The following is a 23041-nucleotide window of genomic DNA, read 5'->3' on the forward strand; positions in this document are numbered from 1 at the left end:
TCCCGATGAATTACAACTGGGACTGGGGCGTGTTCTTCAAGTCCACCGGCGTGGGCAGCGAGACCTATCTGGACTGGTACATTACCGGTCTGGGCTGGACCATCGCCATCGCCATCTCCGCCTGGATCATCGCATTGCTGCTGGGGTCGGTCCTCGGCGTCATGCGTACCGTGCCGAACCGTCTGGTATCGGGCATCGCCACCGCCTACGTGGAGCTGTTCCGCAACGTGCCGCTGCTGGTGCAGCTGTTCATCTGGTACTTCCTGGTGCCGGACCTGCTGCCCGAAGGCCTGCAGGAATGGTTCAAGCAAGACCTCAACCCGACCACTTCGGCGCTGATCAGCGTGGTCATCTGCCTGGGCCTGTTCACCGCCGCCCGCGTCTGCGAACAAGTGCGCACCGGTATCCAGGCGCTGCCTCGTGGCCAGGAAGCCGCCGCCCGCGCCATGGGCTTCAGCCTGCCGCAGATCTACAACAACGTGCTGCTGCCGCAGGCATACCGGATCATCATTCCGCCGCTCACCTCGGAATTTTTGAACGTGTTCAAGAACTCCTCGGTGGCCTCGCTGATCGGCCTGATGGAACTGCTGGCGCAGACCAAACAGACCGCCGAGTTCTCGGCCAACCTGTTCGAGGCCTTCACCCTGGCCACGCTGATCTACTTCTCCCTGAACATGGGCCTGATGCTGCTGATGCGCATGGTCGAGAAGAAAGTCGCCGTGCCTGGCCTGATCTCCGTAGGGGGCAAGTAAATGGACATGGATTTCAGCGAAATCATCCCCGCCCTGCCGGCCCTGTGGGACGGCATGGTCATGACCCTGCAGCTGATGGTCATGGGCGTGGTCGGCGGTATCGTGCTGGGCACCATCCTGGCGCTGATGCGCCTGTCGTCGAGCAAGCTGCTGTCGCGTGTGGCCGGTGCCTACGTCAACTACTTCCGCTCGATCCCGCTGCTGCTGGTGATCACCTGGTTCTACCTGGCGGTGCCGTTCGTGCTGCGCTGGATCACCGGCGAGGACACCCCGGTGGGTGCCTTCACCTCGTGCGTGGTGGCGTTCATGATGTTCGAGGCCGCCTACTTCTGCGAAATCGTCCGCGCCGGTGTGCAGTCGATCTCCAAGGGCCAGATGGGCGCTGCCCAGGCCCTGGGCATGACCTACGGCCAGACCATGCGCCTGATCATCCTGCCCCAGGCCTTCCGCAAGATGACCCCGCTGCTGCTGCAGCAGAGCATCATCCTGTTCCAGGACACCTCGCTGGTGTACACCGTGGGCCTGGTGGACTTCCTCAATTCGGCACGTTCCAACGGCGACATCATCGGGCGCTCCCATGAGTTCCTGATCTTCGCCGGGGTCGTGTACTTCGTCATCAGCTTCTCCGCTTCGTGGCTGGTCAAGCGCCTGCAAAAAAGGATCACCGTATGATTTCCATCAAGAACGTCAACAAGTGGTACGGCGACTTCCAGGTGCTGACCGACTGCACCACCGAAGTGAAGAAGGGTGAAGTGGTGGTGGTCTGCGGCCCATCGGGCTCGGGCAAGTCCACACTGATCAAGTGCGTCAACGCGCTGGAGCCGTTCCAGAAAGGCGACATCGTGGTTGATGGCACCTCGATCGCCGACCCCAAGACCAACCTGCCCAAGCTACGCTCGCGGGTGGGCATGGTGTTCCAGCACTTCGAGCTGTTCCCGCACCTGAGCATCACCGAGAACCTGACCATCGCCCAGCGCAAGGTACTCGGCCGCAGTGAAGCGGAAGCGACCAAGAAGGGCCTGGCCCTGCTCGACCGCGTCGGCCTCAGTGCCCATGCCAAGAAGCACCCCGGCCAGCTTTCAGGCGGCCAGCAGCAGCGCGTAGCCATTGCCCGCGCGCTGTCGATGGACCCGATCGTCATGCTGTTCGACGAACCGACCTCGGCGCTGGACCCGGAGATGGTCAACGAAGTACTGGACGTGATGGTCGAACTGGCCCACGAAGGCATGACCATGATGTGCGTGACCCACGAAATGGGCTTCGCCCGCAAAGTGGCCAACCGGGTGATCTTCATGGACAAGGGCAACATCATCGAGGACTGCCAGAAGGAAGACTTCTTCGGCAACCCGAGCGCCCGCCACGAACGCACCCAGCACTTCCTCAGCAAGATCCTGCAACACTGATTCGGCAACAACGGCACCGCTGCCCGGGTTCGCCCGGCAGCGGATGCTGGCCGTGACAAGGCCACTGTGATGAAATGCGACCCTTCGCTTCTTCTCCCTGCCAAGCCCGCCGTGAAATCCCGCCTGATTCGCCAATTGCTGCTGCCGCCCCTGATCATCCTGCTGATGGTCGGGCTGGGCATGGCCGGCTTCCTGATCAGCGAGAGCAACGGCATCCGCACCTTGAGCGAAAGCGGCGAGCGCGCGCTGGAGCTGCATGCGCGCACGGTCGAGAGCGAAATCAGCAAGTACACCTACCTGCCGAGCCTGCTGGAGCTGGAGGACAGCGTCTCGCAGCTGCTCACCGACCCTGATGGCGCCAACCGGCAGACCGTCAACGAATACCTCGAAGGCCTGAACCGCCGCAGCCGCAGCCGGGCGATCTTCGTCCTCGACACCAACGGCCGGGTGCAGGCCAGCAGCAACTGGCGCGATGCCGACTCGTTCCTGGGTGAAGACCTGTCGTTCCGGGCCTATTTCCAAAGCGCCGTGCGCGGCGAACCGGGCCGTTTCTACGGGATCGGCAGCACCACGGGCGAGGCTGGCTACTACCTCGCCCACGGCCTGGAAGAGCACGGCAAGATCATCGGCGTGGCGGTGATCAAGGTGCGCCTGGATACCCTCGAAGAGCGCTGGCAGCGCGCCCGCCTGGAAGCCTTCGTCAGCGACGAGAACGGCATCATCATTCTCTCCAGCGACCCGGCCCGGCGCCTGAAATCGGTGCGCCCACTGACCCCGCAGATCAAGGAGCGCCTGGCACGCAGCCTGCAGTATTACTGGTGGCCGCTGAACGAACTGCAGCCGCTGGCCCGCGAAACCCTGGCCGATGGCGTGGAGAAACTGACCTTCCCGGCCAACGCCGAAACCGCCCAGGGCAAGCCCCACGAAGTGAGCTACCTGGCGCAAACCCGGCGCCTGGCCGACACGCCCTGGCACTTCACCCTGCTCACCCCGCTGCAGGACCTGCGCCGCGAATCCATGGTGCAGGGCATCCTGGTCGGCGTGGCCTTCGCTCTGCTGACCATCCTCGCCATCGCCTGGAACGAGCGGCGCAAGGTGATTGCCACACGCCTGGCCGCCCGCGAGGCCCTGGAAGAAGCCAATAGCCAACTGGAACGGCGCATTGCCGACCGCACCGCCGACCTGCGCGCCAGCAACGAACGGCTCAAGGGCCAGATCCGCGAACGCCGGCACGCCGAACAGACCCTGCGCCACGCCCAGGACGAACTGGTACAGGCCGGCAAGCTGGCGGCGATCGGGCAGATGTCCACCAGCATCGCCCACGAGCTCAACCAGCCACTGGCAGCGTTGCGGACCCTGTCCGGCAACACCGTGCGCTTCCTGGAACGGGGTGCATTGGAAACCGCCAGCACCAACCTGCGCACCATGAACGACCTGATCGACCGCATGGGCCGCATCACTGCAAGCCTGCGCTCGTTCGCCCGGCGTGGCGACGACAGCGGCCAGGCGTCGCTGGCCAAGGCCGTGGACGCCTCCTTGCAGGTGCTGAACAACCGCATCACAGGCTGCCACCTGCAGCTGCACAGCCTGTTCGACGACCAACAGCTGGCCATCGACCAGACCCGCCTGGAGCAGATCCTGGTCAACCTGATCGGTAACGCCCTGGATGCCATGGCCACCCAGCCACTGCCCGAGCTGTGGCTCGAAGGCGAGCTGCAAGGCGACAAGTACCGCCTGCGGGTGCGCGACAACGGCCACGGCATCGATGCCGAAACCCGCAAGCACCTGTTCGAACCCTTCTTCACCACCAAACCGGGCGAACATGGCCTGGGCCTGGGGCTGACCCTGTCGGCGAGCCTTGCCGCCGCCGCCAAGGGCAGCCTGAACGTCGAGCACCCCGCCAGTGGCGGCACCGCGTTCGTCCTCGCCCTGCCCCTGGTCACGCCCCCCAGCGAATCGGCAGAGCAACCATGAACCAAGCGCCACTTACCGTCCTGATCGTCGAAGACGACCCGCATGTGCTGCTCGGCTGCCAGCAGGCGCTGGCCCTGGAAGACATCGCCTGTGAAGGGGTCGGCAGTGCCGAACAGGCCCTGGAGCGCATCGGCGATGACTTTGCCGGGATCGTCGTCAGCGATATCCGCCTGCCCGGCATCGATGGCCTGGAGCTGCTCAACCGCCTCAAGGCCCGCGACCGCAGCCTGCCAGTGGTGCTGATCACCGGCCACGGCGATATCGACATGGCCGTCGGCGCCATGCGCAATGGTGCCTACGATTTCATGGAGAAACCGTTCTCGCCCGAGCGCCTGGTCGATGTGGTGCGCCGTGCACTTGAGCAACGCGGGCTGTCACGCGAGGTGGTGGCCCTGCGCCGGCAGCTGGCCGAACAGAGCAGCCTGGAGGGGCGTATCATCGGCCGCTCGCCGGCCATGGAACATCTGCGCGAGCTGATCGCCAACGTCGCCGATACCTCGGCGAACGTGCTGATCGAAGGTGAAACCGGCACCGGCAAGGAGCTGGTCGCCCGCTGCCTGCACGATTTCAGCCGACGCCAGGGCCAGCCGTTCGTGGCGCTGAACTGTGGTGGCCTGCCGGAAAACCTGTTCGAGAGCGAGATCTTTGGCCACGAAGCCAACGCATTCACTGGCGCTGGCAAGCGGCGCATCGGCAAGATCGAACACGCCAATGGCGGCACGCTGTTCCTCGACGAGGTCGAGAGCATGCCGATCAACCTGCAGATCAAGCTGCTGCGCGTGCTGCAGGAGCGCACCCTGGAGCGCCTGGGTTCGAACCAGAGCATTGCGGTGGATTGCCGGGTGATCGCCGCCACCAAGTCCGACCTCGACGCGCTGGGCCAGGCCGGGCAGTTCCGCAGCGACCTGTATTACCGCCTGAACGTGGTGACCCTTGAGCTGCCACCGCTGCGCGAGCGCCGCGAAGACATCCTGCAACTGTTCGAGCACTTCCTGCAGCAATCGGCGCTGCGCTTCGACCGCGAGGCGCCGACGCTGGACAGCCAGACCCTGTCGCGGCTGATGGCCCATGACTGGCCGGGCAACGTGCGCGAGTTGCGCAACGTGGCCGAGCGCTATGCCCTGGGGCTGCCGGCGTTCAAGAAGGGGCCAAGCGGTGGCGCCAGCCAGGGGCTGGGGTTTGCCGAGGCGGTGGAGGCCTTTGAGCGCAACTTGCTCAGCGATGCCTTGCAACGCACCGGCGGCAACCTCAGCCAGGCCAGCCAAGAGCTGGGCATGGCCAAGACCACCCTGTTCGACAAGGTCAAGAAGTACGGGCTTGGCTGACAGAGCGGCGTCACCTGCTTCGCGGGCACGCCCGCTCCCACAGGTACTGTGCAAGCCTCGGGCATCACACTATTCCTGTGGGAGCGGGCATGCCCGCGAAGCAGGCGGTGCCGATTCAAAGCCCGGCGATATGGGTAACATCCTGCCGGTGCGATTGCAGGTAAGGCAGCACCGCCGCCAGCAAGGGTGCCTTGAACCGCTCCTGGAAGCGGTGCGCCAGCCCCGGAATCAACCGAAGCTGACTCCCCTGAATATGCGCCGCCAAGTGCACCCCGTGCATCACCGGCAGTAACGGATCGGCGGTGCCATGCACCACCAGTGTCGGCACCCGCAACTCATTCAGCAACTGCACGCGGCTCGGCTCGGCCAGAATCGCCATGATCTGGCGCTTGGCGCCTTCCGGGTTGTACGCCCGGTCGTACGCCACCGCCGCCTGCTGCAGCAGCACCGCCCGATCGTCATGCACCTGCGGGCTGCCCAACGCAGCCAGCAAGTCAGCCTGCTGCTCGATGGCCACCTCACGACTCGGCGCACTGCGCCGCGCCAGCAACTGCACCAGGGCCGGATCCGGTGCCGGCAGCCCTGCCGCCCCGGAACTGGACATCACCAGGGTCAGGCTACGCACTCGCTCGGGCGCCATGGCGGCCAGGTGCTGGGCGATCATCCCGCCCATGCTCACGCCCAGCACATGGAACTGGCGAATGCCCAGTACATCCATCAGCTGCAGGCCATCGTTGGCCATGTCGGTCAAGGTGTAAGGCGCGGAAACTGGCAAGCCGAGCTTGTAGCGTAACAGCTCGACCGTGAGGTTGGCCGAAGGCGGCAGCTGGTTCCAGCGGGATAGGCCGACATCGCGATTGTCATAGCGAATGACCCGGAAGCCCTGGCGGCACAACGCCTCGACCACATCGTCCGGCCAATGGATCAGTTGCCCGCCCAGGCCCATGACCAGCAGCAAGGCCGGATCACGAGGCGCGCCGACGCTCTGATAGACCAGGCTCAGCTCACCGATTTCGGCACGTTGTACCGGCACATGGGCGTCGCAGCGGGTGTCGGCGAAGCTTGCCGAAGTGCTGAACACCAGAAAGAAAAAAAGCAGAAAAGCCCGCATGAAAGAAACACCAGAATGCAGATCCCCAGTAGAGCGCGAGTCTGATGAATTTAATTCGGGCGCGCTGCCACAGTTCAGTGACAGTTTGATGAACCCTGCCGAGCGGTGCGGCGCAGGGTCCAGTCGACAGCCCGGGGCAACATGAGCGAAACTCAACTCATTCCCCTGTTTTCTCAAAATTTTCTCTCGGAGTCAGCCGTGCTGGAGATCCGCCACCTGAAAACCCTTCATGCCCTGCGCGAGGCCGATAGCCTGGTGGAGGCGGCCGAACGCCTGCACCTGACCCAGTCGGCGCTGTCGCACCAGTTCAAGGAGCTTGAAGAGCGCCTGGGCCTGCCGCTGTTCGTGCGCAAGACCAAGCCGATCCGCTTCACCAGTGCCGGCCTGCGCCTGCTGCAACTGGCCGATGCCACCCTGCCGCTGCTGCGCGGCGCCGAACGCGACATCGCCCGCTTGGCGGGTGGCACCGCCGGGCGCCTGCACATGGCCATCGAATGCCACAGCTGCTTCCAGTGGCTGATGCCAACCATCGACCAGTTCCGCGATGCCTGGCCGGAGGTGGAGCTGGACCTGGCCTCGGGCTTTGCCTTCGCCCCACTGCCGGCGCTGGCCCGGGGCGACCTCGACCTGGTGGTGACCTCCGACCCGCTGGACCTCGCCGGCATCACCTACGTGCCGCTGTTCACCTACGAAGCCATGCTCGCCGTGGCCAACCAGCACCCGCTGGCCAGCAAACCCTACATGGTGCCCCAGGACCTGCTCGACCAGACCCTGATCACCTACCCGGTGGAGCGCGACCGCCTGGACATCTTCACTCGCTTCCTGGAGCCGGCCGATATCGAGCCGGCTGCCGTGCGCACGTCCGAGCTGACGGTGATGATGATGCAACTGGTGGCCAGCGGCCGTGGCGTGTGTGGCATGCCGCACTGGGCGCTGCACGAATACAGCGCGCGGGGCTATGTGAAGGGCAAGCGCCTGGGCGAGAAAGGCCTGTTCGCCACGCTGTACGCGGCGGTGCGCACCGACATGCTCGATGCGCCTTACATGCGCGACTTCCTGCTGACCGCCAAGGACACCTCGTTCGCCACCCTCGACGGGGTCAGCGCGGTACGCTGACGGCCTGGCGGTACAAAGGCAGGATCAGGTCGCGGGTCAGCGGCGCCAATTCAGGCGTTGCTGTCTGATCGGCGGCCATCCACAGCACTTCTTCGATTTCCGCCGCCGGGGCTACCGCTTCGGCGCTGTCGACACGGAACAGTTCGGCCTGGACCTCGAAGCCCGGTTCGTTGGCTGCCGGTGCGCTGAACTGGCCCAGGTGCACGGCCTGGTCCGGGTCAATGTGCAGCCCCAGCTCTTCGTGCAGTTCGCGCATCAACGCCTGAATGGGTGATTCACCCGCATCGATCTTGCCACCCGGTTGCATGAACGCCTGGGTGCCACGCTTGCGCACCAGCAGGGTGCGGCCTTGCGGGTCGATCAACAGGGCGGCGGCGATGCGGATGATGTTGGGCATGGGTGGGCTCGCTGAAAAGGCGACAGTCTACAGAAGATCCGCGACGAACGGCCCCTTGCCAAGCCGCCGTTCACCCGCCATAACCAACAGATGAACCTGCCAGCCCACCAGCACCCGGTGCTCGAGCTGTTCCACCCGGCCGTCGGCACCTGGTTCCGCCGCCACTTCGCCACGGTCACCGATGCCCAGGCCCGTGCCTGGCCCCTGATCCATGCCGGCCAGTCGATGCTGCTCGCCGCGCCGACCGGTTCGGGCAAGACCTTGAGCGCCTTTCTGGCCGTGCTCGACGAACTGTTTCGCGAAGGCCTGGAGCATGACGGCGAGCTGCCGGCGCACACCCAGGTCGTCTACGTGTCGCCGCTCAAGGCGCTGTCCAACGACATCCGCCTGAATCTGCAGGCACCGCTTGAAGGCATCGGCCAGGCCCTTGAACAACAGGGCTTGAAAGCACCACGCATCACCGCTGCCGTGCGCACCGGCGACACCCCGCAAAAAGAGCGGGCGGCCATGCGCAAGCTGGCACCGCATATCCTGGTGACCACACCCGAGTCGCTGTACGTGCTGATGGGCTCGGCCTCCGGCCGTGAAGGCCTGGCCAACGTGCACACAGTGATCGTCGATGAAATCCACGCCCTGGCCGGCAACAAGCGTGGTGCCCACCTGGCGCTGACGTTGGAGCGTTTGCAGGCTTTGTGTGGGCGCCCACTGCGACGTATCGGCCTGTCCGCCACCCAGCGTCCGGTGGAGCGCGTGGCGCAGTTCCTGGTTGGCGACCAGCGCCCATGCGCAATCGTCGATGTCGGCCATGCGCGCCAGCGCGACCTTGCCATCGAAGTGCCGCCGGTGCCGCTCGGCGCCGTCATGGCCACGGACGTCTGGGGCCTGGTCTATGACCGCCTGGCTGCCCTCGCCGGCGAACACCGCACCACACTGGTCTTCGTCAACACCCGGCGCCTGGCCGAACGCATCACGCGCCACCTCAGCGACCGCCTGGGCAAGGAAGCGGTAGCCGCGCACCATGGCAGCCTGGCCAAGGAGCTGCGCCTGGACGCCGAGCAGCGCCTGAAGAACGGCCAGCTGCAGGTGCTGGTGGCCACCGCCGCGCTGGAGCTGGGTATCGACATTGGCGATGTCGACCTGGTCTGCCAGATCGAATCACCCGGCTCGATTGCGGCATTCCTGCAGCGCGTCGGCCGCTCCGGGCACCAGGTCGAGGGCATCCCCAAGGGCCGGCTGTTTCCGACTTCCCGCGATGACCTGATCGAATGCGTGGCCCTGCTCGACTGCGTGCGCCATGGCGAACTCGATGAATTGCATGTCCCCAAGGCACCGCTGGACGTGCTGGCCCAGCAGATCGTCGCCGAGGCCAGCAACCAGCCCTGGCAGGAACAGGCGTTGTTCGACTGCTTGCGCCAAGCCGCGCCTTATACCGCCCTCGATCCCGCGCATTACCAGGCCCTACTGCGCATGCTTGCCGAAGGCTACAACGGCCGCCTGGGCATCCGCAGCGCCTATCTGCACCGTGATGCGGTCAGCGGCACCTTGCGCGGGCGCCGGGGTAGCCAGCTGACCGCACTGACCAGTGGCGGCACCATTCCCGACAATGCCGACTATGCCGTGCTGCTCGAGCCCCAGGCGCTGAACATCGGCAGCGTCAACGAAGACTTTGCGGTGGAAAGCATCGCCGGGGACATCTTCCAGCTGGGCAATGCGTCCTATCGCATTCTGCGGGTCGAGCCCGGGCGAGTGCGCGTCGAGGATGCCCAGGGCTTGCCGCCGACCATTCCCTTCTGGCTCGGCGAAGCACCGGGGCGCAGTGACGAACTGTCCGCTGCAGTCGCCCGCCTGCAGGCCCGCCTGGATGACCGTTTGGCACAGAGCGAAGAGGCTCTGCAGTGGCTGCAGGACACCTTCGAACTCGACGAAGCCAGCGCCAGCCAGTTGCTCGACTACCTGGGCCGCACCCGCCAGGTGCTCGGTGCCCTGCCCTCGCAACAGACCCTGGTGATGGAGCGCTTCTTCGACGAGTCCGGCGGTACCCAGCTGATCATCCATTCGCCCTACGGCAGCCGTATCAACCGTGCGTGGGGGCTGGCCCTGCGCAAACGCTTCTGCCGCACCTTCAATTTCGAGTTGCAGGCTGCGGCCAGCGAAGACGCCATCGTGCTGTCGCTGTCGACCAGTCACAGCTTCGAACTGGACGAGGTGTGGCGCTACCTCAACAGCCGCAGCGCCGAGCAGATCCTCATCCAGGCCCTGCTCGACGCCCCGTTGTTCGGCGTGCGCTGGCGCTGGAACGCTGGCGTGGCCCTGGCCCTGCCGCGCTTCGTCGGCGGGCGCAAGGTGGCGCCGCAGATCCAGCGCATGAAGAGCGAGGACCTGATTGCCGCGGTGTTCCCCGACCAGATCGCCTGCCTGGAGAACATCGTCGGCGAACGGCAGATCCCCGATCACCCACTGGTTGAGCAGACCCTCGACGACTGCCTGCACGAGGCCATGGACAGCGAAGGCTGGCTGGCATTGTTGCGGCGCATGGAAAGCGGCCAGGTGCGCCTGCTGTGCCGCGACCTGCCAGCGCCCTCGCCGCTGGCCTCGGCCATTCTCAATGCACGGCCCTATGCCTTCCTCGATGACGCCCCGCTGGAGGAACGACGCACCCAGGCGGTGCTCAACCGGCGCTGGAATGAGATGCATGACGGCGATGACCTCGGTGCGCTGGACGCCGATGCGATCACCGCCGTGCAGGCCGAGGCCTGGCCGCAACCGGGCAATGCCGACGAGATGCACGAGGCGCTGATGACCTTGGGCGCCGTCAGCCAGGACGAAGTCCAGGCCAATCCCAGTTGGGACCTGCTGCTACGCCAGCTGGCCAAGGCCGGGCGCGCCATGCGCCTGATCGATGAAAAGCTCTGGCTGGCACGCGAACGCCTGAACCTGCTGCAAACGCTGTATCCGGCATCGCGCCTGGAGCCCGCACTGGAAGTACTGCCCGGCTTCGACCAGGCCATCGACCCGGACAACGCGCTGAGCGAGCTGCTACGCGCCCGCCTGAGCGGCTACGGCCCGCTGAGCGTGGCACAGATTGCCGCACCACTTGGCAAGCCGGTTGCTCAGGTCGAGCAGGCGCTGGCCCGACTGGAAGCCGAAGGTTATGTGTTGCGTGGCCACTTCAGCCCAGGGGCACGGGACCTGCAGTGGTGTGAGCGCCACCTGCTGGCACGCATCCATCGCTATACGGTGAAACGCCTGCGCCGAGAGATCGAGCCGGTCAGCCTGCAGGACTTCATGCGTTTTCTGTTCGACTGGCAGCACCTGGCGCCTGATGAGCGCCTGCGTGGGCCTCAGGCGGTGGCCGAAGTGCTGGGGCAGCTACAGGGTTTCCCCAGTGCTGCCGGCGCCTGGGAAGCGGAACTGCTGCCCGCACGGATCAAGGACTACAGTCCGCACTGGCTGGACGATGCCTGCCGCAGCGGGCAGTTTGCCTGGAGCCGGCTGGCGGCGACGCTGGCGAGCAATACCTTGTCGAGCACACCGTTGGTGTTGCTGCCGCGTGAACACATGGGCCTGTGGCGTAGCCTTGCCCCCGAGCCGGCCCCGGAAGCACTTGGCGGGCGGGCACAACGGGTGCTTGAGGCGTTGCAGGCCCAGGGTGCGCTGTTCTTCGACGAATTGACCGTTGATGCCCATCTGCTGCCCAGCGAACTGGAGACGGCGTTGCAGGAGCTGGTGGGTGCCGGCCTGGTGGGTGCCGACAGTTTCACCGGCCTGCGCAGCCTGATTACCCCGGCGGCGAAGCGCTCATCGCGCAACAGCCGGCGCGGCCACCCGCCGCTGTCCAGCAGCATGGCCCACGCCGGGCGCTGGGCCTTGTTGCGGCGGGGCAGCGGCACGGTCGACGAGCAGCAGCGCCTGGAACACATCGCCCGCGCCCTGCTGCGGCGCTATGGGGTGATCTGCTGGCGGTTGCTGGAACGAGAGAGCGATGTGCTGCCGCCCTGGCGCGAGCTGCTGCGTTGCTACCACCGGCTGGAAGCGCGTGGCGAGATTCGGGGTGGGCGCTTCATTGCCGGGCTGGCAGGTGAGCAATTCGCCTTGCCGGAGGCGGTCGGGTTGCTTCGGCAGGTACGCCGACGGGCGCTAGATGGTGGGCTGGTGGTGGTGAGCGCCAGTGATCCGCTGAACTTGATAGGGTCGTTGCTGCCCGGTGCGAAAGTGCCTGCTGCGGGTGATAACCGGCTGCTGTATCGCGATGGCGTACCCGTAGCGGTGCGGGTGGCGGGGCGGTATAGCTATCTGGTGGAGGGGGCGGCGCAGGAGCAGGCTAGATGGAAGGAGAAATTGGTGCGCGATGCGCTGTGATCTGGCTTGAAGGTCTGAAGCATCGCGGTGTCCGTCTTGAGGGCTTATCAAGACCACAGGCGTACGCCGACAGAGTTTCAGCGCCTGTGAGATCGAGCGCCGCCCGCGCGGCGCATCGCGGTCGGCGCTCGTTCTGATAGGCGCTGCACATCTGTCGGCAAACACCCACGGACGAGAATGATTTTCGCTACCCCGATTTTGATTTGCACTGCCACACAAGTTGGCTATGGTCGGGGTTTGCCCCAGGCCCTGAGCCTGACCGCGCCATCGCAAGGACCCCGTATGAGCCTGTCACTTCTCAGCCGCTATGCCTTCTTCACCGCCTGTGTACTGTTCACCCTGGCGAGCCTGCCGTTCCTCCACCACGAATGGCTGTGGCCGTTCACCGTGGCCACCGGGGTGCTCAGCCTGATCGGGCTGTTCGACCTGATGCAGCAACGCCACGCGGTACGCCGCAACTATCCGATCCTTGGCAACATCCGTTACCTGGTCGAGGCCATCCGCCCGGAAATCCGCCAGTACCTGCTGGAAGCCGACAGTGACGCCCTGCCCTTCTCCCGCGCCCAGCGCTCGCTGGTATACGCCCGGGCCAAGAACGAAGCCTCGGACAAACCCTTCGGCACCCTGATCGACGTCTACGAATCAGGCTTCGAGTTCATCGGCCACTCCATGCGCCCGGCGCCACTGACCGACCCGGCAAGCTTCCGGGTCATCGTCGGCGGGCCGCAGTGCAGCCAGCCGTATTCGGCGTCGATCTTCAACATCTCGGCCATGAGCTTCGGCTCGCTCAGTGCCAACGCCATCCGCGCCCTGAACAAGGGCGCCAAGCTGGGCAACTTCCACCACGACACCGGCGAAGGCAGCATCAGCCCCTATCACCGCGAAAACGGTGGCGACCTGGTCTGGGAGCTGGGCAGCGGCTACTTCGGCTGCCGCACCGCCGACGGCCGCTTCGACCCGGAACGCTTTGCCGCCCAGGCACGCACCCCACAGGTGCGGATGATCGAGATCAAGATGAGCCAGGGCGCCAAACCCGGCCACGGCGGCATCCTGCCCAAGCACAAGGTGACCCAGGAAATTGCCGAAACCCGTGGTGTACTGATGGGCGAGGACTGCATATCGCCTTCGCGCCATAGCGCCTTCTCCACCCCGATCGAGATGATGCACTTCATCGCCCAGCTGCGGGAGCTGTCCGGTGGTAAACCGGTAGGCTTCAAGTTCTGCCTGGGCCACCCGTGGGAATTCATGGGCATCGCCAAGGCCATGCTGGAAACCGGCATCCTGCCCGACTTCATCGTGGTCGATGGCAAGGAAGGCGGCACCGGCGCCGCGCCGGTGGAGTTCACCGACCACATCGGCGTGCCGCTGCGTGAAGGCCTGTTGTTCGTGCACAACACCCTGGTCGGCCTGAACCTGCGCGACAAGATCAAGCTCGGCGCCAGCGGCAAGATCGTCAGCGCCTTCGACATCGCCAGCGTGCTGGCCATCGGCGCCGATTGGGCCAACTCGGCGCGCGGGTTCATGTTCGCCATCGGCTGCATCCAGTCGCAAAGCTGCCACACCAACAAGTGCCCGACTGGCGTGGCCACGCAAGACCCGCTGCGCCAGCGCGCCCTGGTGGTGCCGGACAAGGCCCAGCGGGTGCTGAACTTCCACCACAATACCTTGCGTGCGCTGGCCGAAATGCTGGCCGCAGCAGGCCTTGAACACCCGGCGCAGCTGGAGGCCAGGCACCTGGTGCGGCGCGTGTCGGCCACCGAGATCAAGCTGTTCTCGCAGATGCATGTGTTCCTCAAGCCTGGGGAACTACTGACCGGCGAGGTCAACGGGCAGTTCTATTCGCGCATGTGGCAGATGGCCCGGGCCGACAGCTTCGAGCCGCAAAGTGAAGCGGTCGCTTGAGTACCTATACTGGCTGAATGAAATGCAAGTTGGCGGTAGTGGCGAATCGGCCTTCAGTCAGCTTGCCTGAGGCGAAGGGAACCGCCTGGTACACCGGACGATCTTCTCTGAAACCTCCAGACCAGGGCACTGACCATGAACAACGCCCGCGACCTTCGCATCGACTTTTTCCGTGGCCTGGCCCTGGTGTTCATCTTCTGGGACCACATTCCCGACAACCCGCTGGGCAATTTCACCGTGCGCAATATCGGCTTCAGCGATGCGGCGGAGATCTTCGTGTTCCTCGCCGGCTACGCGGCAGTGCTGGCCTACGGCAAGGTCGCCCGGCGCGACGGCTGGCTGGTGGCGAGCATGCGCATCCTGCGCCGGGTCTGGGTGTTGTACGTGGCGCATATCTTCCTGCTGGCGCTGCTGATGGGCATGGTGTTCGTCGCCAACCACCATGCCCAGCGGGACATGATCGAGGGCATGGGGCTGAGCTACTTCCTCCACGACCCGCAGCAAGCGCTGGTGGACGAATTGATGCTGCGCTTCAAACCCAACCTGATGGACCCGCTGCCGCTGTACATCCTGTTGTTGCTGGGCTTGCCGCTGCTGCTGCCAGTGTTGATGCAGCGCCTGGCGCTGGCGGTGGGCCTGTCGCTGGGGCTGTATGTACTGGTGCAGGCGTTCAAGTGGAACCTGCCGGCCCAGGCCGGTGGGGTCTGGTATTTCAACCCGTTTGCCTGGCAATTGCTGTTCGTACTCGGTGGCGCAGCAGCACTGAGTGGGCAGCGCACCGCAACAAAGACGTCCAACCGGGTATGGCGCCAGCCGCTGTTCGTGGCCGCAGCCGTCGTGGTGCTGGCCAGCGCGCTGATCACCCTGTCCTGGCGTTGGGCGGCACTGCACGACGTACTGATCCCACGCTGGCTGGGCGAATGGCTGTACCCGATCGACAAGACCAATCTCTCACCGCTGCGGTTGTTGCAGTTCCTGGCGCTGGCTTACTGCACCGCCAAGCTGGTGCGCAGCGGCCCGTGGCTGCAAGGTTGGGCGGCGCGGCAGAGTTGCAGGATGGGGCGCTATTCGCTGGAAGTGTTCTGCCTGGGCGTGTTGCTGGCGCCGATGGCGGACATGTTCAATGCGATGGGTGGCGATCGCTGGCCGGTGCAGCTGCTGACCGCATTGAGCGGGCTGCTGGCCATGCTGATGCTGGCAGGCTGGCTGGACTGGAACCAGCAGTTGGGGCAACGCGTGGCAGCAACCCCGGTGGTCGGACAAGGGGCAGCCTAGCTGCCCCTCTTTCACATCAGGACGCCGGGCTGACGATGCCCTGCTCCTGCTTTGGCGCAAGACGGAACGTGTAATACAGCACCGTCAGCAGCACCAGGAACGCCGGGCCGATGTACAGCGCCACGCGGGTATCCTCGAAGTACGCCATCAGGCCCACCACCAGCACCAGGAAGGCCAGGGCCAGGTAGGAGCTCAGCGGCCACAGCCACATGCGGTACTTCAGCGCCTTCTGCTCGGCGGTCGACAGGCCGGCGCGGAACTTGATCTGCGCCAGCAGGATCATCACCCAGGTCCAGATCGCACCGAAGGTGGCGATCGAGGTCACCCAGACGAACACCTTTTCCGGCACCAGGTAGTTGGCCAGCACGCCCAGCAGCAACGCACCGATCGACAGCAGCAGCGCATTGCGCGGCACGCCGCTTTTCGAGGTGCGGGCAAAGGCGGCCGGGGCCTGGCCGTTCTGCGCCAGGCTGTAGAGCATGCGTCCGGTGCTGAAGATGCCGCCGTTGCACGACGACAGCGCAGCGGTAATCACCACGAAGTTGATGATGCCGGCAGCCGTCTTGATGCCCAGACGCTCGAAGGTCATCACGAACGGGCTGCCCTGGCTGCCGATGCCGTCCCACGGGTAGATCGACAGGATCACGAACAGGGCGCCGACGTAGAACAGCAGGATGCGCCAGAACACCGAACCGATCGCCTGGGGGATGGTTTTCTGCGGGTTGCGTGCCTCGCCAGCGGTCAGGCCGATCATTTCCACGCCCAGGTAGGCGAACATCACCATCTGCAGCGACATCAGCACGCCCGTCACGCCGTTGGGCATGAAGCCGCCATTGCTCCACAGGTTGGAGATGCCCACAGCGACGCCATCATTGCCGAAGCCGAACGCGATCACGCCAATGCCACCGAGGACCATGGCAATGATGGTGACGATCTTGATCAGGGCGAACCAGAACTCGAACTCGCCGAACGCCTTGACCGCGATCAGGTTGACTGCGCCCATGCTGCCCAGCGCCATCAAGGCCCAGATCCAGCGCGGCACGTCAGGGAACCAGATGCCCATGTAGATGGCCACCGCGGTGATTTCCGCCACGCAGGTCACCAGCCACAGGAACCAGTAGTTCCAGCCGGTGAGAAAGCCCGCCAGCGGGCCAAGGTAGTCCTGGGCGTAGCGGCTGAACGAGCCGGCGACCGGGTTGTGCACGGCCATCTCGCCGAGGGCACGCATGATCACCAGGATCGCCAGGCCACCAATGATGTAGGAAAGCATGATCGCGGGGCCGGCCATTTCGATGGCTTTGGCCGAACCGAGGAAAAGACCGACGCCGATACAGGCGCCCAGGGCCATCAGACGAATGTGCCGTTCGCCCAGCTCACGCTTGAGCGGGCCGCCCTCGGTGGGTTCGGCATGGGCAGGATGGTTGCCGACTGGCATAGCAATACAACCTCATTTTGTTATTGGATTTGACCTTCGTGCAGCACCGGCCATGCCGATAGGCATGGCGTTGGCTTGCCAGGCTGGCCTTGTGGGCCGGCCCGTGTGCCGGGCTAGAGCGGCCGGCAGGGCGAAGGGGCCGAGCAGTATAGGAAGTCCGTTACAGGGGTTTTCGCTGTAAAAACAGGGAAATTCAGCGAGTTTTTCGGGGACTGCTGCGCCACCCCCAGTTCCACTGCCACCCTAACAACAACGCCGCAGGAATAAACCCACACCAAAGCCGCATAGCCCTACGCCACTTTTCTCGACTTCCTACAAATTTTTCACCTGTTCCTGCCAACGTCTAAGCTTCAGACAAGCAAGACGAAAACACCTGGCCGGATTGAAGACTATGGGCGCACTGTGGCAATCGGAACCAACCAGAACGGAAGCATCTGAAGCACCTCCGGACAAGACGCCACAACCGCAGTCCCCACGTCAGCGCAGGCTCTGGTGGCGGCTGATTTTCCTGATCCTGCTGGTGGCACTGATTGCCCTCGGTTTCGCCGCCTACGACGAGTTCCGCACTTCCAACCTGCAATCGCGCGAATTCAGCAAGCTGGCCACCACCCTCACCTATTCGCTGCAGCCAGGGCCGAGCGATGCGATCGTCTATCCGGGCGACGGGCCGTTCGACAAGCGCCTGGGCTACAGCGGGCTGGGCGAGTTTCTGCCACGCCTGCTGAAACGCGATTACCTGATCAGCGAACAGGTGCAGTTCTCCCCTGCCCTGATGAGCTACGTCGAGCACGGTCTGTTCGCCCCCTACATCGAGAAGATCCAGGCCGGCCTGTCGATCACCGACTGCCGCGGCGACACGCTGTACCAGTACAACTACCCGCAGCACCTGTACCCGGATTTCGCCTCCATCCCGCCGGTGATGGTTAACAGCCTGTTGTTCATCGAAAACCGCGACCTGCTCGATACCCAGGACGTGAAGAACAACCCGGCCGTGGACTGGCCGCGCTTTGCCAAGGCCGCGTACAGCCAGGTGGCCAAGTACCTGGCCCTGCCCGGCCAGTCGGCGGGTGGCAGCACCCTCGCCACCCAGCTGGAGAAGTACCGCCATTCGCCGGATGGCCTGACCGTCAATGGTGCCGAGAAGATCCGCCAGATGATCTCGGCCAGCGTGCGCGCCTACCAGGGTGGCCCCGACACCAGCGAAGCGCGCCACCGGATCGTGCGTGACTACCTCAACAGCGTGCCACTGTCGGCCGTGCCCGGGCATGGCGAGGTGCATGGCATGGCCGAGGGCCTGCGGGTGTGGTACGGCGCCGATTTCGACCAGGTCAACCAGGCGCTGACCTCTACCGCCACGGACTCGGACAGCATGGCCGCGCGCGGCCTGGCCCTGCGCCAGGTGCTGTCGCTGATGATCGCCCAGCGCCGCCCTTCGCATTACCTGTCCAAGGGCCGCGTCGAGCTTGCCGAGCTCACCGACTCGCACATTCGCGTGCTGGCGGCCGCCAAGATCATCGAGCAACCGCTGGCCGATGCGGCGCTGGCCAGCAAGGCGGTGTACCGCGACTGGGTCGCCCAGCCGACCATCGTGCCGATCATCACCAACAAAGGCATCAGCCTGGCCCGCAACCGCCTGGCGGCGATGCTCAACCGCCCACTGTATGACCTCGACCGCCTCGATGTGTCAGCCACCAGCACCCTGCAAGCCGACCTGCAGCTGCAGGTCAGCCAGTACCTGAAAAACCTTGCCGACCCCGAGTTCGCGGCGCAGATCGGCCTGATCGGCGAACGCCTGCTCACCTCCAAGACCACCGACCAGGTGAGCTACAGCTTCACCTTGTTCGAGCGCACCGCCGATGGTTCGCGGGTCCGTGTGCAGACCGACAGCACCAACCAGCCTTTCGATATCAACGAAGGCAGCAAGCTGGAACTGGGCTCGACCGCCAAGCTGCGCGTGCTCACGACTTACCTGGAGATCATCGCCGAGCTGCACGACAAGTACGCCGGCAAACCTGCCGCCGAGTTGAAGAAAGTCGAAGTCGCCGAGCTCGACCGCATCACCCAGTGGTCGCTGGAATGGCTGGCACAGAACAGCAAGAACCAGAGCCTGGATGCCATGCTCGATGCGGCGCTGGAGCGCAAGTACTCGGCCAACACCGGCGAGGCCTTCTTCACCGGCGGCGGCATGCACGTGTTCAACAACTTCCGCAAGGAAGACAACAACCGCAACCCGACCCTCAAGGATGCCCTGCGCGAATCGATCAACCTGCCGTTCATCCGCCTGATGCGCGACCTGGTGCGCTACGTCACCTACCAGCAGCCGTTCAACCGCGTGCCGCTGCTCAAGGATGACTCCGACCCGCGCCGCCAGGAATACCTGGCCCGCTTCGCCGACAAGGAAGGCACCAGCTACCTGATGCGCTTCTGGAAGAAGTACCAGCGCAAGACCTCACAGCAGCGCCTGGACACCTTCCTCGACAGCATGCGCGCCACCCCGCAGCGCCTGGCGGCGGTGCACCGCTACCTGTTCCCCGAAGCGGGCCAGGAGACCTTCAATGCCTTCGTCCGTGCCCACAGCAAGGATGACAAGATCGCCCTGGGCAAACTCACCGACGGCAAGCTGGCGGAGATGTACGAAGCCTACGGCCCCGGCAAGTACGACCTGCCCGACCAGGGCTACATCGCCAAGGTCCACCCGCTGGACCTGTGGCTGCTGGGCTACCTGTTGAAGCACCCGAGCTCCACGCTCACCGAGATGGTCAACGCCAGCCATTTCGAGCGCCAGGAGGTCTACAGCTGGCTGTTCAAGAGCCGCCACCAGGGTGCGCGTGACAGCCGCATCCGCACCATGGTCGAGATCGAAGCGTTCCTCGATATCCATCAACGCTGGAAACGCGTGGGCTACCCGTTCGACCATCTGGTGCCGTCGCTGGCCACCGCCATCGGCAGTTCCGGCGACCGCCCGGCCGCGCTGTCGGAACTGGTCGGCATCATCCAGAACGACGGCGTGCGCCTGCCGACGCTGCGCATCGACACCCTGCATTTTGCCGCCAATACGCCCTACGAGACCAAGCTGGTCAGCGACCCGGACCGGGGTGTGCGGATTCTGCCGGTGGAAGTGGCGCGGGCGCTGAAAGGGGCCATGTCGCAAGTGGTCGATGCCGGTACCGCGCGGCGCATCTCCGGCAGCTTCAAGCTCAAGGATGGCACGCCGCTGGTGATGGGCGGCAAGACCGGCACCGGCGACAACCGTATCGAAAGCTTCGGCGCTGGTGGCCGGCTGATTGGCTCACGCTCGCTCAACCGTACTGCCACCTTCGTGTTCTTCCTCGGTGAAAACCACTTCGGCACCCTGACCGCCTTCGTCCCTGGGCGCTCGGCGGAAGCCTTCAAGTTCACCTCGGCGCTGCCGGTGCAGGTGCTCAAGGGCATGGCGCCGATCCTGATGCCGTACTTGCAGCCAGGTAACCCGAACGAGTGCAAACCACCGCAGGTTGCCATGCATGGCGACGATTCATCTAAAACGTAGATGATAATCATCGGCATTTAGAGGCTTGTGTTTAGATATATCTTGAGTAATATCTTGCGATATATCGAAACACAGGGAGCCTCTAAATGCGTGACCATTCCGCACATGACCCTTTTGAACGCCGCCCCGCCCGGGGCGAGCGTGGCCCACGGGTTTTCGCCCCGGGCGACCTCAAGCTGCTGATGCTGTCGATGCTGGCCGAACAACCGGGCCATGGCTATGACCTGATCCGCCAGATCGAGAACCTGTTCGACGGCAGCTACACGCCGAGCCCCGGCGTGATCTACCCCACCCTCAATTTCCTCGAAGAAGCCGAGTTGATCAGTGGCCAGGTGCACGGCAGCAAACGCCTGTACGCCATTACCGCTGCCGGCCGTAACGCGCTGGCCGATCAGGCCGTCGCCCTGGATGGCGTGCGCATGCGCATCGAAGTCAGCAAGCGCGCCCTGCGCGGCCACGACCGCCCGCCAGAAATCCACGAGGCGGTCGGCAACCTGCGCCATGCCCTGCACATGCACAGCGGCCGCTGGACGCCGGAAGAAATCGAACGGGTGCGCAACCTGCTCAACGACACTGCCAAGGCCATCGCCTCCGGGCCGGCCGATCCAGTCAGGGAGAATCCCCATGAGTGACACCATTCACCGCGTCAACCACGAAATTCGCCAACGTCGCCTGCAGGTGCTGCGGGTCACCGAGCTCACCCCGCGCATGCGCCGCATCACCCTTGGAGGCGCCGAGCTGCAGGGCTTCACCAGCCTGGGCAGTGACGACCACATCAAGTTGCTGTTCGCTGAAACAGCCGAGCAGCAGCAGGCCATCGACGCCCGCAACCTGGGCCGTGACGGCGGCGCCCGGCCGACCATGCGCGAGTACACGCCGCGCCGTATCGACCTGGTGGCCAACGAACTGGACATCGATTTCGTGCTGCACGGCGACGGCCCAGCTTCGACCTGGGCGGCCCAGGCGGCACCGGGGCAGACGCTGGACATCGCCGGGCCACGGGCTTCGATGGTGGTGCCGGATATCTTCGACAGCTACCTGCTGGTGGGTGACGAAACGGCGATCCCGGCGATTGGCCGGCGACTGGAAGAACTCCCGGCGGGGCGGCGGGTGCTGACAGTGATCCAGATCGAGGATGAACAGGAACGCCAGCCGCTGCCGAGTGCGGCGCAGGTCGAAGTCATCTGGGTCAAGCGGGATGAGGACCTGTTGGCGTTGCTCAAGGATCTGGCATTGCCGGAAGGCAAGCTGTACAGCTGGGTGGCGCTGGAGAAGTCGCTGACCCGGCTGACCAAGGCGCTGCTGCTGGAGAAGGGCGTGGCCGAGGATGCCCTCAAGGCGGCCGCTTACTGGCGTGCCGACGGGACCGCGGACGACGAGTGATTTGCTCTCTCCTGCACCGGCCTCTTCGCGGGCACGCCCGCTCCCACAGGTACTGCGCAAACCTTGAGGGCTACAGTGTTCCTGTGGGAGCGGGCATGCCCGCGAAAAGGCCGGTGCAGGTCAAGCCAATCTGTACCTTCCCCGCCACCGATCCAGCCCCAGCAACACCAGGCCAATCCCCCAGAACCCCGCCAACACCCCCAGGGCATTGAGCATCACCTGCCCATACCCCAGGGTCGCCACATCGATGAACGGGTAGGCATACGCCCCGATCTCACTCCCCCGCCACAGCGCATAGACGAAATACACCGCTGGGTACAGCGCCCATACCACCAGGTGCCAGAGCCGCAGGCAGCCCTTGGGCACCTCGAACCACCAGTACAAGGCGAACAGCACCGGCATCACATCGTGCAACAGTTCATCCGCCAGCCACTCCCAGCCTTCGGGCTGCCACAGGTGGCGCAGCAGCACGCTGTAAGCCAACGCCACCAGCACGATGCTGGCCGCCACCGCAGAACTCACCGATGGCGACAGAAACCAGCGTCTGGCCGCCGACTCCCGGCCAAAAGCCGCATAGCTGAGCACCGTCGCCACCAGGGTATTGGTCAGCACCGTGAAGTAACCGAACACATTGATCAGCCCGCCAATCAGGCTGGCTTGCTCCTGCCAGCGCGCCAGCAGCACCAGGTAGACCTGCACCGTGAGGCCGAACCAGCCAAGCAACGCCATCGACGTCAGCCAGGGGCGCCGTGGCATGTCAGGCCTGGCGCTGCAGCTTCACGTACAACTGCTCGACCTTCTCCCGCGCCCAGGGCGTCTTGCGCAGGAAGGTCAGGCTCGACTTGATGCTCGGGTTGCTTTTGAAGCAGCGCACATCAACGCGTTCGGCCAGGCCCTGCCATTGGTAGTGCGCCACCAGTTCGGTGAGGATCTGTTCGAGGGTCTTGCCGTGCAGCGCGTTGTGTTGGGCCGTGCTCATGCCAGTGCTCCGTAGGAAAGATGCGCACCTTACACGAGTGTAGTGGCGGGTGGGATCCGTGTTGTCTGCGGAAAAACCACTGGCCAGGGGCAAAAGCTCTG

General features: G+C 64.8%; 17 protein-coding genes. 12 read left to right on the plus strand and 5 right to left on the minus strand.

Features of this window, described 5'->3' with window-relative positions; genetic code table 11:
* Window positions 1-5 precede the first annotated feature (5 nt).
* From J7573_RS04885 to J7573_RS04905, 5 genes are all read left to right on the plus strand, one after another.
* Complete coding sequence (locus J7573_RS04885; RefSeq protein ID WP_294326512.1) at window positions 6-752, plus strand: amino acid ABC transporter permease; 747 nt, start codon at window positions 6-8, stop codon at window positions 750-752.
* A complete protein-coding gene (locus J7573_RS04890; RefSeq protein ID WP_103449396.1) occupies window positions 753-1424 on the plus strand; it encodes an ABC transporter permease subunit in 672 nt (223 codons plus the stop codon).
* Window positions 1421-2155 (plus strand): amino acid ABC transporter ATP-binding protein, encoded by a 735-nt coding sequence (locus J7573_RS04895; protein ID WP_103449395.1) that lies wholly within the window; start codon window positions 1421-1423, stop codon window positions 2153-2155. Before J7573_RS04890 ends, J7573_RS04895 begins: the two co-directional genes overlap by 4 nt.
* A 69-nt stretch (window positions 2156-2224) precedes the next feature.
* Window positions 2225-4129, plus strand: a complete 1905-nt coding sequence (locus J7573_RS04900) for an ATP-binding protein (RefSeq protein ID WP_294326515.1) — start codon at window positions 2225-2227, stop codon at window positions 4127-4129.
* Window positions 4126-5454, plus strand: coding sequence for a sigma-54 dependent transcriptional regulator (locus tag J7573_RS04905; RefSeq protein WP_294326516.1), 1329 nt, complete (start codon window positions 4126-4128; stop codon window positions 5452-5454). The genes J7573_RS04900 and J7573_RS04905 overlap by 4 nt, the downstream gene beginning before the upstream one ends.
* A 115-nt stretch (window positions 5455-5569) precedes the next feature.
* Here J7573_RS04905 and J7573_RS04910 read toward each other — a convergent pair whose 3' ends face one another.
* Window positions 5570-6565, minus strand: a complete 996-nt coding sequence (locus J7573_RS04910) for an alpha/beta hydrolase (protein WP_294326518.1) — start codon at window positions 6563-6565, stop codon at window positions 5570-5572.
* A 198-nt stretch (window positions 6566-6763) separates the two neighbouring features.
* Between J7573_RS04910 and metR the strand changes: the two genes are divergently transcribed.
* A complete protein-coding gene (gene metR / locus J7573_RS04915; protein ID WP_294326521.1) occupies window positions 6764-7681 on the plus strand; it encodes a transcriptional regulator MetR in 918 nt (305 codons plus the stop codon).
* On the opposite strand, the gene J7573_RS04920 is transcribed toward metR, so the two are convergent.
* Window positions 7665-8078 (minus strand): NUDIX domain-containing protein, encoded by a 414-nt coding sequence (locus J7573_RS04920; protein WP_294326524.1) that lies wholly within the window; start codon window positions 8076-8078, stop codon window positions 7665-7667. The genes metR and J7573_RS04920 overlap by 17 nt on opposite strands.
* Window positions 8079-8168: 90 nt before the next feature.
* On the opposite strand from J7573_RS04920, the gene J7573_RS04925 reads away from it, so the two are divergent.
* The 3 genes from J7573_RS04925 to J7573_RS04935 all read left to right on the plus strand — a co-directional run bounded on the left by J7573_RS04925 (window position 8169) and on the right by J7573_RS04935 (window position 15614).
* The gene (locus J7573_RS04925; protein ID WP_294326526.1) at window positions 8169-12437 is read left to right on the plus strand and encodes a crosslink repair DNA glycosylase YcaQ family protein; all 4269 of its coding nucleotides are present in this window, start codon (window positions 8169-8171) and stop codon (window positions 12435-12437) included.
* Between the two features lie 282 nt (window positions 12438-12719).
* The gene (locus J7573_RS04930; protein ID WP_294326528.1) at window positions 12720-14339 is read left to right on the plus strand and encodes an FMN-binding glutamate synthase family protein; all 1620 of its coding nucleotides are present in this window, start codon (window positions 12720-12722) and stop codon (window positions 14337-14339) included.
* A 135-nt stretch (window positions 14340-14474) separates the two neighbouring features.
* Entirely contained in the window at window positions 14475-15614 is a 1140-nt protein-coding gene (locus tag J7573_RS04935) for an OpgC domain-containing protein (protein ID WP_294326531.1), read from the plus strand.
* Between the two features lie 16 nt (window positions 15615-15630).
* Here the strand turns inward: J7573_RS04935 and J7573_RS04940 are convergent, their stop codons facing one another.
* Entirely contained in the window at window positions 15631-17049 is a 1419-nt protein-coding gene (locus tag J7573_RS04940; RefSeq protein ID WP_294326532.1) for an amino acid permease, read from the minus strand.
* A gap of 391 nt (window positions 17050-17440) precedes the next feature.
* On the opposite strand from J7573_RS04940, the gene J7573_RS04945 reads away from it, so the two are divergent.
* From J7573_RS04945 to J7573_RS04955, 3 genes are all read left to right on the plus strand, one after another.
* Window positions 17441-20578, plus strand: a complete 3138-nt coding sequence (locus J7573_RS04945) for a transglycosylase domain-containing protein (protein WP_294326534.1) — start codon at window positions 17441-17443, stop codon at window positions 20576-20578.
* 86 nt (window positions 20579-20664) lie between these two features.
* Window positions 20665-21210: a PadR family transcriptional regulator gene (locus tag J7573_RS04950; protein ID WP_294326535.1), complete on the plus strand. Its 546-nt coding sequence runs from the start codon at window positions 20665-20667 to the stop codon at window positions 21208-21210.
* A complete protein-coding gene (locus J7573_RS04955) occupies window positions 21203-21961 on the plus strand; it encodes a siderophore-interacting protein (protein ID WP_294326537.1) in 759 nt (252 codons plus the stop codon). Before J7573_RS04950 ends, J7573_RS04955 begins: the two co-directional genes overlap by 8 nt.
* 120 nt (window positions 21962-22081) lie before the next feature.
* Here J7573_RS04955 and J7573_RS04960 read toward each other — a convergent pair whose 3' ends face one another.
* On the minus strand, window positions 22082-22717 hold the full coding sequence (locus tag J7573_RS04960; protein ID WP_294326538.1) for a Pr6Pr family membrane protein: 636 nt from the start codon (window positions 22715-22717) through the stop codon (window positions 22082-22084).
* A 1-nt stretch (window position 22718) separates the two neighbouring features.
* Window positions 22719-22940, minus strand: coding sequence for a VF530 family protein (locus J7573_RS04965; protein WP_023378991.1), 222 nt, complete (start codon window positions 22938-22940; stop codon window positions 22719-22721).
* Window positions 22941-23041: the final 101 nt, after the last annotated feature.

The organism is Pseudomonas sp., assembly GCF_017744435.1.
Lineage (GTDB): Bacteria > Pseudomonadota > Gammaproteobacteria > Pseudomonadales > Pseudomonadaceae > Aquipseudomonas.